10 protein-coding genes are annotated in these 13204 nt (G+C 75.6%); 5 read left to right on the plus strand and 5 right to left on the minus strand.

Translation table 11 applies throughout. The features are described 5' to 3' along the window. Nucleotides 1-64 precede the first annotated feature (64 nt). Nucleotides 65-655, minus strand: a complete 591-nt coding sequence (locus OG550_RS01465; protein WP_327673629.1) for a TetR/AcrR family transcriptional regulator — start codon at nucleotides 653-655, stop codon at nucleotides 65-67. A gap of 161 nt (nucleotides 656-816) precedes the next feature. Here OG550_RS01465 and OG550_RS01470 point away from each other — a divergent pair, with 161 nt between their 5' ends. Then, nucleotides 817-1233 (plus strand): GNAT family N-acetyltransferase, encoded by a 417-nt coding sequence (locus OG550_RS01470; protein ID WP_327673631.1) that lies wholly within the window; start codon nucleotides 817-819, stop codon nucleotides 1231-1233. A gap of 134 nt (nucleotides 1234-1367) precedes the next feature. On the opposite strand, the gene OG550_RS01475 is transcribed toward OG550_RS01470, so the two are convergent. Further along, entirely contained in the window at nucleotides 1368-2885 is a 1518-nt protein-coding gene (locus OG550_RS01475) for a SulP family inorganic anion transporter (protein ID WP_327683631.1), read from the minus strand. Between the two features lie 1187 nt (nucleotides 2886-4072). On the opposite strand from OG550_RS01475, the gene gcl reads away from it, so the two are divergent. The 4 genes from gcl to OG550_RS01495 all read left to right on the plus strand — a co-directional run bounded on the left by gcl (nucleotide 4073) and on the right by OG550_RS01495 (nucleotide 8652). Continuing rightward, a complete protein-coding gene (gcl, locus tag OG550_RS01480; protein ID WP_327673633.1) occupies nucleotides 4073-5854 on the plus strand; it encodes a glyoxylate carboligase in 1782 nt (593 codons plus the stop codon). A 176-nt stretch (nucleotides 5855-6030) separates the two neighbouring features. Next, nucleotides 6031-6534 (plus strand): pyridoxamine 5'-phosphate oxidase family protein, encoded by a 504-nt coding sequence (locus OG550_RS01485; protein ID WP_327673635.1) that lies wholly within the window; start codon nucleotides 6031-6033, stop codon nucleotides 6532-6534. A gap of 146 nt (nucleotides 6535-6680) precedes the next feature. Next, nucleotides 6681-7169 carry a glutathione peroxidase gene (locus OG550_RS01490; protein ID WP_327673637.1) on the plus strand — a complete coding sequence of 163 codons (489 nt, stop codon included), beginning with the start codon at nucleotides 6681-6683 and terminating at the stop codon, nucleotides 7167-7169. A gap of 247 nt (nucleotides 7170-7416) precedes the next feature. Continuing rightward, nucleotides 7417-8652, plus strand: coding sequence for an IS30 family transposase (locus tag OG550_RS01495; RefSeq protein WP_442906122.1), 1236 nt, complete (start codon nucleotides 7417-7419; stop codon nucleotides 8650-8652). Between the two features lie 168 nt (nucleotides 8653-8820). Here OG550_RS01495 and OG550_RS01500 read toward each other — a convergent pair whose 3' ends face one another. The 3 genes from OG550_RS01500 to OG550_RS01510 form a co-directional block, all read right to left on the minus strand. Continuing rightward, nucleotides 8821-9807, minus strand: a complete 987-nt coding sequence (locus OG550_RS01500) for a hypothetical protein (RefSeq protein ID WP_327673639.1) — start codon at nucleotides 9805-9807, stop codon at nucleotides 8821-8823. Between the two features lie 115 nt (nucleotides 9808-9922). Continuing rightward, a complete protein-coding gene (locus OG550_RS01505; RefSeq protein ID WP_327673641.1) occupies nucleotides 9923-11902 on the minus strand; it encodes a serine/threonine-protein kinase in 1980 nt (659 codons plus the stop codon). A gap of 281 nt (nucleotides 11903-12183) precedes the next feature. Beyond that, nucleotides 12184-13170 carry a LysR family transcriptional regulator gene (locus tag OG550_RS01510; protein WP_327673642.1) on the minus strand — a complete coding sequence of 329 codons (987 nt, stop codon included), beginning with the start codon at nucleotides 13168-13170 and terminating at the stop codon, nucleotides 12184-12186. Nucleotides 13171-13204 lie beyond the last annotated feature (34 nt).

Below are 13204 nucleotides of genomic sequence, written 5' to 3' on the forward strand. Positions count from 1 at the left end.
AACACCCGGGCGGGGCGGGGCGGCGGGCGCGGACCGGGGTGCCGCGGCGCGGGCCCCGCTCCGGTCAGTCCAGCAGGGCCAGCGCCTGCTCGGCGGCGTCGCGCAGACGCGCCGAGCCGTCACCGGCCTTGCCGATCACCCGCATGCCCTGGAACAGCACCAGCAGCAGCCGCGCCAGCGCCTGCGGGTCCCGGCCGTCGGGCAGTTCGCCCTGGGCGCGGGCCCGGACCAGGGCCGCGGTCAGCAGCGTCTCCAGGTGGCCCAGACTGGCCTCCACCCGGCGGGCGGCGCCCTCGTCGTGCGGGGCCAGCTCGACCGCCGTGTTGGTGACGAAGCATCCGCGCTGCAGGCCCCCGTCACCGTCCGCGGCGGACTCCCGGGCGAAGCGGTGGACCAGCGCGCGGACGGCCGGCAGCACCGGCCCCGGCTGGGACAGTTCGGAGAGCAGCAGCGGGTTCTGCTGCTCCCCGTACCGCTCCAGCGCCCTCAGGTAGAGCTCGCGCTTGCTGCCGAAGGTGGCGTAGATGCTGGCGCGGGCGATCCCCAGGTGGTCGACCAGGTCGGCCATCGAGGTGGCCTCGTAGCCGCGCCGCCAGAAGAGCTCCAGTGCGGACTGGAGCGCTGCGTCGGGATCGAATTCCTTGGTTCGCGCCATGGGTGAACCGTAGCCCTTTCCAGATCGATCGGTCAAGAAAGATGGGAGGGAGGATCACGGTGGGCGGGAGAGGGAGCGCCGGGTCGCGGCAGAGGGATCCGGCGGGACCCTGAGGCGGAAAGACCCGGATCCGCGGGGGCGGGACCTGACAGTATCGCCGCATGGAGATCCGTCGCATCACCCGGGCCGGGGCCGTCGAGGCGGCCGGCCACCTGTTCGATGATCCCCCGCAGCCCGGAGCGACCGGGCGCTTCCTGGCGGACGACCGCCACCACCTGCTGATCGCCTACGTCGACGGCGCCCCGGCGGGCATGGCCACCGGCGTCGAGATGACCCACCCGGACAAGGGAACCGAGATGTTCCTCTACGAGCTCGGCGTGGACGAGCCGTTCCGCGGACGCGGCGTCGGACGGGCCCTGGTGTCGGCGCTCGCCGACCTGGCGCGCGAACGCGACTGCTACGGCATGTGGTCGATCACCGAGGAGGGGAACGCGGCGGCGCTGGCGACGTACGCGCGGGCCGGGGCGGTGGCCGAGGAGGGGCAGGTGGCGCTCACCTGGACCTTCGACGGGGCGTAGCACCGGGGACGGGAGGGGCGTGGCGGGCCGGGCCGGGGCCGACCCCTGCGGACGTTCAGGGCCCCGGAGGCTCGGGGCCGGGGGCTCGGGCCGCGGGGGCCGGCGAGCGGTCGCCGGCCCCCGCGGCCGCTCCGTCAGACCACCGTCGGCAGCGGAGGTTCGACCTCCAGCGGGGCCGAGCTGCGGGCGCGGTGCTGCGCGGCCCAGGTGGTCAGCGCGACCGTGCAGGCGTGGTCGAGGTGGCGCAGTCCCGACCAGTCCAGCTCGACCGGGCGGTCCGCCGGGAGCCGCTCCAGCGTGTCCAGCAGCCGGGGCAGCCGCAGGAAGGTCGCGTTGCCGCTCAACCGGACCCGCAGCCGGGGTTCGCCGGGGCCGTCGGCGGCGGCCGGGAGCTCCTCCACGCCGATCTGCAGGTGGGAGGTCTGCCAGGCGGACTTCACGACGGCCAGCCCGATGCCGATCAGCACGCCCTCGAACAGGTCGGTGGTGATGATCGAGACGGCCGTCACGGCGAGCACCGCCGCCTCGCCCCGGTGCTCCCGGCAGAGCGCGGCCATCCGCCGCACCGGGACCAGCTTGGCACCGGCGTGCACCAGGACGGCGGCCAGCGCGGTCAGCGGGACCAGGCCGAGCGCGCCGGGCAGGAGGGCGGTGAAGAGCAGCAGCCAGCAGCCGTGCAGCACCCGGGACGCCTTGGTCCGGGCGCCGGCCTGCACGTTGGCGGCGCTGCGGACGATCACCGCGGTCATCGGCAGCGCGCCGAGCAGTCCGCAGAGCGTGTTGCCGACGCCCTGGGCGGTGAGTTCGCGGTCGTAGTCGGTGCGCGGGCCGTGGTGCATCCGGTCCACGGCCGCGGCGCTGAACAGGGTCTCGGCGGACGCGATCAGGGTGAACGCGAGGATCGTACCGAGCCCCGCCGAGCCGGCCAGGGTCCCGAGCGCGTCGCGGTCGGGCAGCCGGACCACGTCGAGCAGTCCGGCCACCCGGACCCGGGCCACCGGCAGGTCGGCGGCGGCCGTGACGGCGGCGGCCAGGCCGACCGCGGCCAGCGGGGCGGGCACCGCCTTCCCGATCCGGGGCGGCAGGTACTTCCAGGCGACCAGCACCAGCAGGGTGGCTGTGCCGAGCGCCAGCGCGCTGCTGTTCGCGGCGCCGGTGACACTGTCGCGCAGCAGCGCGGGCAGGCCGCCGATCTTCTCCGTGCCGGTGCCGGGGGCCCGGCGGTCGGCGAGCGCGTAGAGCTGGCCGAAGAGCAGCGTGAGGCCGATCCCGGCCAGCATGCCGTGCACCACCGAGGCCGACATGGCACGGAACCAGCGCCCCAACCGCAGGGCGCCCATGGCGAGTTGGAGGAGTCCGGTGAGCAGCACCAGCATCCCGAGGGCGGCGGCGCCGAACTGCTGGACGGCCTCGTAGACGAGGACGGTCAGTCCGGCGGCCGGTCCGCTGACCTGGAGGCTGCTGCCCGGGAGGGCGCCGACCACCAGGCCGCCGACGATCCCGGTGACCAGGCCGAGTTCGGCGGGGACGCCGGAGGCGACGGCGACGCCCACGCAGAGCGGGAGCGCGACCAGGAAGACCACCAGCGAGGCGGGCAGGTCGTAGCGCCAGGGCACGGCGCGCAGCGCGGCGGCCGGGGTGCGGCCGCGCAGCGAACGGCGGGGGCGGGCGCGGCCGGGCGGAGCCTTGCGGCGCGGGCCGGCGGGCGGGCTCTTGCGCCGACGGGGCAGGTCGTTCACCGGGGCACCCCCGGGGCACACGAGGGGAGGCGGGCGGCGGCGGAACGGGCGGCAGTGGAGCGGGCGGCGGCGGAGCGGGGGCCGGCGGCGATGGAGCGCACGGCCCCGGTGGCGGAACGGGAGGTCCCGGCGGCCGGGTCTTCGGCCGGGCGGCGGCGTCGGGGCATGGGGCGATTCCTTCCGTACGCCCGCCGCGGGCGGGCGCGCTGCTGCTGGGAGGGCGGAACGGCGGCACGGGCGGGCGGCCTGGCCGGTCGCGGCCCGCCCGGGGCGATCGGGTCGGCCGGGGCGGGGGCGGGGGCGGTCGGGGCAGCCGGGAGGGACCCCGGCCGGGGCGGGGACGGGCGGAGCAGGACGGGCCCGGCGGCTCCGGAGGGCCCCGGAGGCCTCGGGATTCTCCGGACCCGGAGGTTCCGGTGGTCCGGACGGTGGTGGCGGGCGGCGGGTCGGGGCCGATGCGGGCCGCGGTGGGCGGGTCACCCCGGTCGGGAGCGGGCGGGCCGGACGGGCGCGGCCCGAACCGGCCCGAACCGGCCCGGAAGGTCCTCGCGCGTCCTTGAGCGTCCTTGGACGTCCTTGAGCGTCCTGCGGAAGGGGAACCGGACGCCGGAGCTCCCCCGCTCCCCTGCCGGCCCCAAACCCCCTTGCCGCGACCCGAGTTGAACATGGCAACCATGACGGGTCCGGCGTGCCACCGACGGTACCCAGTGGTCCCGGCCGGGCCAACCTCGCTCACCGTCCCTTCACCCGGGCGACACACCGGGACCGCGTTCGGCCCGGAATCCGGGGCTCGGGCGGGTACGCACGTACGCCTGTCGAGCACCAGGTCGAGCCCGGGGCCGGGCGGGCGACCCGCCGGACGGCCGACCCCGGCGAGGACTCCCGGCGACGGCCCCGAGCGAGGAGCCCTGGCGGCAGCCCCTCGGCGGCAGCCCCTCGGCGACGGGCACCCCGCCTTCCACATTCTGTTGAACTCCCTCTTGACGCTCCGGCGGGGCCCGCCATACTTTTGTTTCCGCATAAAGAAACCTTTCTTCCGCATGATGGAATTTTGGAGATGAGCCCTCCGGTTCCCAGCGGGCCGACGCAGGAGAAGTCCGATGCCTCGTATGACAGCCGCCCGCGCGGCCGTGGAGATCCTCAAGCTCGAAGGCGTCGAGGTCGCGTTCGGCGTGCCGGGCGCGGCGATCAACCCCTTCTACGCCGCCCTCAAGGCCTCCGGCGGGATCCGGCACACGCTGGCCCGCCACGTCGAGGGCGCCTCCCACATGGCGGAGGGCTACACCCGGGCCGGGGCCGGAAACATCGGCGTCTGCATCGGCACCTCCGGACCGGCCGGCACCGACATGATCACCGGCCTCTACTCGGCCATCGCCGACTCGATCCCGATCCTGTGCATCACCGGCCAGGCCCCGGTCGCCCGCCTGCACAAGGAGGACTTCCAGGCGGTCGACATCGCCTCGATCGCCAAGCCCGTGACCAAGGCCGCCACCACCGTGCTGGAGGCCGCCCAGGTCCCCGGCGTCTTCCAGCAGGCCTTCCACCTGATGCGCTCGGGCCGCCCCGGCCCGGTCCTGATCGACCTGCCGATCGACGTCCAGCTCACCGAGATCGAGTTCGACCCCGAGGCCTACCAGCCGCTGCCGGTCTACAAGCCCGCCGCCAACCGCACCCAGATCGAGAAGGCCGTCGCGCTGCTCCAGCAGTCCGAGCGGCCGCTGATCGTGGCCGGCGGCGGCGTGATCAACGCCGACGCGGCCGACCTGCTGCTGGAGTTCGCCGAGCTGACCGGCGTCCCGGTGGTGCCGACCCTGATGGGCTGGGGCATCGTCCCGGACGACCACGGGCTCAACGCCGGCATGGTCGGCCTGCAGACCTCCCACCGGTACGGCAACGAGAACTTCCTCGCCTCCGACTTCGTGCTCGGCATCGGGAACCGCTGGGCCAACCGCCACACCGGCGGCCTCGACGTCTACACCGCCGGCCGCACCTTCGTCCACGTCGACGTGGAGCCGACCCAGATCGGAAGGATCTTCGCCCCCGCGCTCGGGATCGCCTCGGACGCCGGGGCCGCGCTGGAGCTGTTCGTCGAGGTCGCCCGGGAGCTCAAGGCCGCCGGCACCCTCAAGGACCGCAGCGCCTGGGCCGCCTCCACCCAGGAGCGCAAGGCCCGGCTGCAGCGCCGCACCCACTTCGACGACGTCCCGCTGAAGCCGCAGCGCGTGTACGAGGAGATGAACCGGGCGTTCGGCCCGGAGACCCGGTACGTCACCACGATCGGCCTCTCCCAGATCGCCGGCGCCCAGCTGCTGCACGTCTACCGGCCGCGGCACTGGATCAACTGCGGCCAGGCCGGTCCGCTCGGCTGGACCATCCCGGCCGCGCTGGGCGTCGCCACCGCCGACCCGGAGGGCCGGATCGTGGCGCTCTCGGGCGACTACGACTTCCAGTTCATGGTCGAGGAGCTGGCCGTCGGCGCCCAGCACCGGATCCCGTACGTCCATGTCCTGGTGAACAACTCCTACCTGGGCCTGATCCGCCAGGCGCAGCGGAACTTCGACATCGACTTCCAGGTCAAGCTGGAGTTCGAGAACGTCAACTCCCCGGAGCTGGGCGTCTACGGCGTGGACCACGTCAAGGTCGCCGAGGGCCTCGGCTGCAAGGCGATCCGGGTCACCGAACCGGATGGGCTGCTGCCCGCCTTCGAGGAGGCCAAGAAGCTGGCCGCCGAGTTCCGGGTGCCGGTCGTGGTCGAGGCGATCCTGGAGCGGGTCACCGACATCTCGATGGGCGCCGCCGACATCGACAAGGTCATGGAGTGGGAGGAGGTCGCCACGCTCCCGGGCCACGCCCCCACGGCGATCCGGCCGCTGGCGCCCTGACCCCGTCCCCGGCCGGTCCCTGCGCCGTCCGGTCCCTCCCGCCGCGTACGGACGGGGGACGGCGTCCGGGGCCGCGTTCGGGACGGATACCGTACGGGTACGTATCAAGGACACGTATCAGGGACCGCCCGCGCGCCCTCGGCGCGCGGGCCCGCCCACTCCGGGAGGCCCACGCCGTGTCCTTCACCATGAGCAGCGCCGACCGCGAACGGTTCCTGGCCGCCGTGCACGTCGGCGTCCTCGCCGTCGGCGGCGCCGACACGGCCGCCGCCCCGCTCGCCGTCCCGGTCTGGTACTCCTACCGGCCCGGCGGACTCGTCACCGTGCTCACCGGGCGGGACTCCGTCAAGGCCCGGCGGATCCGGGCCGTCGGCCGGTTCACACTCTGCGCCCAGCAGGAGGAGGCGCCCTGCCGCTACGTGAGCGTCGAGGGGCCGGTGGTGGCGATCGAGGACCGGCTCGACCCGGACGAACGGGCCGCGATGGCCCACCGCTACCTGACCCCCGACACCGCGCCGGCGTACCTGGCGGCCACCACCGAACAGCTGGTGGCCGACGTGGCCATCCGGATGCGGCCCGAGCGGTGGCTCAGCGCCGACTTCAGCGCCGTCGCCGAGCGGCTCGCGGCCGCCGCGCCTCCCCCGGTGTCCGACCGGCCCGTCGCCGAGCGGCTCACCTGACCTCCGCTCCCGGAACACCCGCGGGCCGGTGGCGGTTGAGGGAGCGGGAGCGGCTAGCGTTCCGGGCGGGCCGGTCCCGGCCGCCGGTATCCGCACACCCTCAGAAGCCGACCTCAAAAGCCGACCCTCAGAATGGGGACCACACCGTGAGCCTGTACGACATCCCGCTGCGCACGCTGTCCGGCGAAGCCGCGTCGCTCGCCGACTACAAGGGCAAGGCGCTGCTGATCGTCAACGTCGCCTCCAAGTGCGGCCTGACCCCGCAGTACGCGGGTCTGGAGCGGCTCCAGGAGCGCTACGCCGAGCGCGGGTTCACCGTGCTGGGCTTCCCCTCGAACCAGTTCGCCGGGCAGGAGCCGGGCAGCGCCGAGGAGATCCAGACCTTCTGCTCCACCACCTACGGCGTCTCCTTCCCGCTGTTCGAGAAGACCGACGTGAACGGCGAGGACCGGCACCCGCTCTACGCCGCGCTGACCCGGACCGCCGACGCCGAGGGCCAGGCCGGTGACGTCTCCTGGAACTTCGAGAAGTTCCTGGTCTCGCCGGACGGCACCGTCGCCGCCCGGATCCGGCCGCGCACCGAGCCGGAGTCGGACGAGGTCGTCGCCGCCATCGAGGCCGTGCTCCCCGCCTGACGCGGACGTACCGCCCGCACGGAGGGGCCCGGGGCACCTTGGGTTCTAACGGTCCTCGCAACACCCGTGATCGATGGGAGTTGCGGGGACCGTGGGCGTTGGACGCGATGATCTTTCGGGGTTGAGGGAGCGTTTCCTTGCGCGGCTGGATGCCGTGGGGAACGTGACCGTGGTGGCGCGTGAGCTGGGGATGAACCGGAACACCGCCTTCGGCTGGGCCCGGAAGGCCGGACAGAGCTCGGTGCGCCTGCCACGGCGGCACCCCGGGCGCGACGAGTACGAGCGGCTCCGGGCCGGGGGTGTCGCGCGTCAGGAGGCGGCCCGGCGGGTCGGTGTGAGCGAGCGCACGGCCAGGGACTGGGACCAGGGCGTCAAGAAGAGTGCCATGACGCGGACCTATCCCGACGGCCGCCGTGTCGACTACGCCACCGGGACCGTCACGATGTGCGGTGTGACCACGGCACCAGTGGGCCTGACGGCCCTGGAACAGCAACTGCACCCGAGGTTCCTGACACTGGCCGAGCGCGAACGGATACGGGATCTCCAGGCACTCGGTCAGTCGTTGCGGGCGATCGGACGTGCCCTGGGGCGGCCGGCGAGCACGGTCAAGCGGGAGATCGACGCGAACTCGGGCAGCAAGGGATACCAGCCCTACGCGGCCCACCGGGCGGCCGCCGCACGCAGGCCCCGGCCCAAGGAGCGCAAGCTGCTGCGCGAGGGACGACTGCGCGGCTTCGTGCAGGACAGACTGCGCGTCCGGTGGTCACCGGAACAGATCTGCCACGCTCTACCGACGGAGCATCCCGACGACGAGAGCATGCGGGTGAGCGTGGAAACGATCTACCAGGCGCTGTACTTCCAGGCCCGTGGCGGCCTGAAACGGGAAGTACAGGCAGCCGTCCGCTCCGGCCGGACCCGCCGCAAACCCCGCCGCGACCCCGAGCGGCGCACCCCGCGGTTCATCGACCCGATGGTGATGATCAGCGACCGACCCGCCGACGTCGAGGACCGGGCCGTGCCCGGTCACTGGGAAGGGGACCTGATCATCGGCGCGGGCGGCCGCTCCGCGATCGCCACCCTGGTCGAGCGCAGCACCCGTTACACCATGCTGGTCCACCTGCCGGGCGGTGCCCACGACGCCGAGACCGTCCGCGACGGCCTCGTCCGCACCATCCAGACCCTGCCCGCCCACCTGCGCGGCTCCCTCACCTGGGACCAGGGCAGCGAGATGGCACGCCACAGGCAGTTCACCATGGCCACCGGCATGCCCGTCTACTTCTGCGACCCCGCCTCACCCTGGCAACGCGGTTCGAACGAGAACACGAACGGGCTCCTGCGGCAGTACTTCCCGAAGGGAACCGACCTCAGCCCGCACAGCCCCGAAGACCTCGAACACGTCGCCCAAGAACTCAACGGCCGCCCACGCAAGACGCTCGGCTGGGATACCCCAGCCGAGCGTCTACGTGATCTACTCACCACCTAAAACCAAGTGGTGTTGCGACGACCCCTTGAACCCAAGCACCGCCCCGGGCCCCTCCGTGTGTCCGCTTCCGGACGGCCGACCGGGCACGGGACGGCACGGCGCGGCACGCCCGGACCACCGGGCGGGGGCGGGCACGGGCACGGGCACGGACGCCGGGGCCCCGCGGGTTCAGGGGCAGCGGTAGGGGAACGAGGTGGCCGCGGTCCTGGCCTGCGGAGCCAGGATCTCCAGGGTCGCGGTGGCGTCGAACGACCCCCGGCCCTCGAAGCTCCAGCGCAGCACCAGCTCGGTGCGGTGGGTGCCGGAGCGGACGTCCTGGCGGATCTCGCCGGAGGTGGTGCCGTCGCTGCGCAGCCAGCGGTACCGGACGGTTCCGGCCCCGCCCCTGGTCTCCAGCACGGCCGTGACCACCGCCGTGCCGCCGCAGCCGGGGCCCGCCGGATCGGCGGTGGTGACGCCGACGCCGGTGACCTCCAGGGCGGGGCCCTGGAAGCGCCAGAACAGGAACGCCAGGACGGCCGCCGCCACCGCCACCGGCACCAGCCACCGGAGTGCCCGGCGGCGGCGCGGCTGCTCCGCACCCGGTACGGCCCGGCCGTGCCAGACGGCGGCGGCCTGCGGCGGGACGCCCGGTCCGAACCGCCGCAACTCGCCCGGGGCGAACGGGCGATCGTCCTCCGCACCCTCGCCGGGCGACGCGCCGGACGCCGCCGTGGCACCGAGCGCCGCCGTCACCCCGGGCACCGCCGAGGCGGACGGGTCCGCGCCGGGCGCAGGCGGAACGGTGCCGGGCGCGGGCGGAACGGTGCCGGGCGCGGGCGCCGGGGGCTCCGCCAGGGTGACGCTCTCCCCCGGGGCCGGTGCGCCTCCCCAGGCCCGGGGATCGAGGAACGTCGCGCTCGCGGCCTCGGTGTCCTCCAGCCCGACCGTGGCCTCGGCGTCCGGTCCGCCCGTGGCCGGTGCACCGGCGGGGCGGTCCAGCCGGACGGTCCGCTCCGGTGCCGCCGCCCCCGGGCCGAGCCGGACGGTGGCCGCCCCGCCGGAGCCGTCGGAGCCGTCGGAACCGTCGACCGCCCCGTCGGCCGGGGCGAGGCGGACGGTCCGGTCGGTGTCCGCGCCCGGTGCCGGGGCGGAGTCGGGTCGGGGCTTGGACATGGCTCCTCCAGTGAGCGGGATCGGGGCGGGTCGTCAGGGCCGGGACGGGTCGTCAGGGCCCCGGCGCACGGGGCCGATGCGCCGGGGGAAGGCCAGGGGGTGGCCGGGGTGCGGATCAGCGGGGCGGATCGCAGAGGTAGGCGGCCAGTTCGGAGGACGTCCTGCCGGGTTTGGCGGCGGACGGTGCGGTGCCGACGCGCACGCCCCAGGTCGGGAAGGTGTCGGCCGAGCCGAAGTCGTGCGTCCGGGTCACGGTGGCGCGACCGTCGCGGAGCGCCACGGTGTCGGTCGCGACGGTGACCGCCCGGCCGCCCGAGCTGTGGTACCAGCTCAGCGTCAGCGTCCCGGTGCCGCCGCCCTGCGCGACCACCGTGACCGTCGTGCTCAGGCTCCAGCGCCCGGCGCAGGAGAGCGAGTCCACGTTCACCGAGCCCACCGTCACCGCCGGGGCGAGCGTCGGGCTCGGCGGCGGCGAACTGGACGACGGGCCCGCGGGCGGGGTCGACGGCGGCGCGGCGGTGCCGGCCGGGGTGGGGGCGGCGGTCGGCGCCGCGGTGGGGGCACCGGTGCCGGGCGGGGCCGGCGGCAGGCCGGTGGTCGGGGCGGCGGTGCCGGGCGGGAGCCCCGGCGGCGTGGGGGTCCCGCCGGTCGGCGCGGCCGTGGGACCGCCGCTCGGGCCCGCCGAAGGCCCGCCGGTCGGGGCGGAGGGCTTCGGGCCCGGCGTGCCCGGGCTCGGCGACGGCCCGGCCGTCGAGGCGGACGGATCCGGGCTCGTGGACGCCGGCCCCTCCGGCGAGGGGTCGCCGGGGCCGCCCGTCGCGGGGTCGCCCGTCGCGGGGCCTGCCGTCGGATCGGGCGCGCCGAGGCTGGTGGTCGCCTCCGGCGAGGTGCCGCCGACGACCGTACGGGCACCGCCGTCGGCGGCCCCCGCCATCGCCATCCCGGCCATGCCGGCCAGGGTGGCGAGGGCCAGCGCCCCGGCGGCGGCGCCCGCGAGGGCCTTGCCGCGGGCGCCGAGGCGCACGGCGCGCCCGCCCGGGGACACGGTCTCGCGGGCGGCGCCCCGGAGGGTGTCGGCACCGGCCGCGGCCTCCGCCCCCGGCGTCCCGGTGGTGCCCACGGAGGTGTGGGCCAGCGAGGTGCCGCCGGCCGCGCCGCCCGCGCCGGGCAGCAGCAGGGCCAGCAGGGCGACCAGCGCGGTCAGGTCGAGCCGCCCCTTCTCCTCCCACTGCGGCCCGTACCCGGCCGCCGCGACCGCCTCCAGCTCCTCGACGAGCGCGGCCGCGCTGTCCGGCCGGTCCTCCGGGGACTTGGCGAGGCCGGACAGGATCAGCGGCCGGACCGGGTCCGGGGCCCGCTCGGCCGGGATCGGGGCCTCGGTGTGCTGGACGGCGAGCTCGGCGATCGTGGTGCCGCCGTAGGGACGGGCGCCGGTGAGGCACTCGAAGAAGGTGACGGTCGCGGCGTAGACGTCCCCGGCCGGGGAGGCGGGCCGGCCGGCCCACTGCTCCGGCGGCATGTAGGCGGGGGTGCCGGAGACGTCGCGGTCGTCACCGCTCGGGACCGCGATGCCGAAGTCGACCAGCTTGGACGTGCCGCCGGTGTCCACCAGGACGTTCGCGGGCTTGTAGTCGCGGTGGACCACCCCGGCCCCGTGCGCGGCGGCCAGGCCGAGCAGCGAGCCCTTCAGCACGACCAGGGCGGCTTCCGGGGTGGTGGCGCCCTCCGCGCGGAGCAGGTCGCGCAGCGCGATCCCGTCCACCAGCTCCATCACGATGGCCGCGCCGCGCTCGCCCTCCACGTACTCGTAGAGCCGGGTGACGTGCGGGGAGTCGATTCCGGCGAGGACCCGGGCCTCCGCGCGCAGACCGGGCGTGCCGGCGGAGCCGCGCAGGTACTTGATCGCGACGGGCGTGCCGGTCTCCCGGTGCCGGGCGAGGACCACCCGGCCGCTCGCCCCGGCCCCGAGCTCCCGCTCGTGGAGGTACTCGGGAAGCTCCCAGGGCCGCTCGTCGGCGGGCACCCGGGCGTCGCCCGCGGCGGGGGCGCTTCCGCCCCCGGTCGGTCTGTGGTCCTGCTGCTTCCGGTCGTCCATCGCTCCGCGCTCTCCCCGTCGCCGCCTCGGCTGTGCGGCGTCGCACCTTACGGCACCACCGCCGCTGCCTGGGACGCAGCCCGTGAGCAGCGGGTTCCGGGCCGGTGGATCCGCGAGGTCACGATTCGGGTGATTCGCACACCGTGCCAACCGTTCGGCCGTGCGGCCGGGTTCGCGCGGCGGGATGAGGGCGGCGTGCGGGGGCGGAGCGGCGACGGCCGAGGCCGGGCGGTGCCGCTGACGACCGCCGCGACCGCCCGACCGCCCGACCGCCCGACCGCTCACTCCAGCAGCAGCCTCGTGCCGGGTGGCAGCTCACCCGAGCGGGCCGCGTCGTGCAGGTGGTCCAGCAGGGTCGTCCGCAGCGCCTCCGCGGCGCGGGTGAGCGGCACCTCCGAGCCGTGCGCCACCGCGATGGTCCGGCCCAGGCCGGGTGCGGCGAACGGGGTCACCGCCAGCCCCGAGCGGGCCGCCACCATGCCGGGCAGCACGGCCGGCCCGAGCCCGGCCCGGACGAAGCCGAGCACCGCGTCCATCTCGCCGCCCTCCACCGCGAGCTCCGGCTCGAACCCGGCCGCCCGGCAGGCCGTCAGGGTGGCCTCGCGCAGGTCGTAGCCCTCGCGGAACATCACCAGCGGCCGGCCGCGCAGCTCCGTCACCCGGACCCCGCGCCGCCGGGCGGGCTTGCGGCCCGCGGGGGCGCGGCCGCCGGACCCGCCGGGACCGCCCTCCGCGGCCTCGCGCTCCACCAGCACCAGTTCCTCGTGCAGCAGCTCGGTGACGGCCAGCGGGTGCGCGGACTGGCTTCCCGCGCCGTTGCGCCGGGTGATGACCAGCGCGAGGTCCAGCTCGCCCGAGGTCAGCGCGGGCACCAGGTCACCCGAGCCGCCCTCGCGGACCACCAGCGCGACCCCGGGGTGCCGGTCCCGGAAGGCCCGGAGCACGTCCGGCACCAGGCTGGTGCAGAGGCTCGGGGGCGCACCCAGCCGGACCCGGCCGCGGCGCAGCTGGACGGTCTCCTGGACGGCGTGGCGTGCGCTCTCGGTGTCGGCGATGATGCGCCGGGCGAGCGGCAGCAGTGCCTCACCGGCGTCGGTCAGGGCGATGTTGCCGCGTGCGCGGTGGAACAGCTCGGCGCCCAACTCCCTTTCCAGGGAGCGGATCTGTTGCGAGAGCGACGGCTGGGCCACGTGCGCCGCCTCGGCGGCCCGGGTGAAGTGGCGGGTCTCGGCGACGGCCAGGAAGTAGCGGAGTTGCTGGAGCTGCACCCGGCCAGGATAGGCCCGCCCGGCGGCCCGGCAC

The organism is Kitasatospora sp. NBC_00458 (genome assembly GCF_036013975.1).
Classification (GTDB): Bacteria; Actinomycetota; Actinomycetes; order Streptomycetales; family Streptomycetaceae; genus Kitasatospora.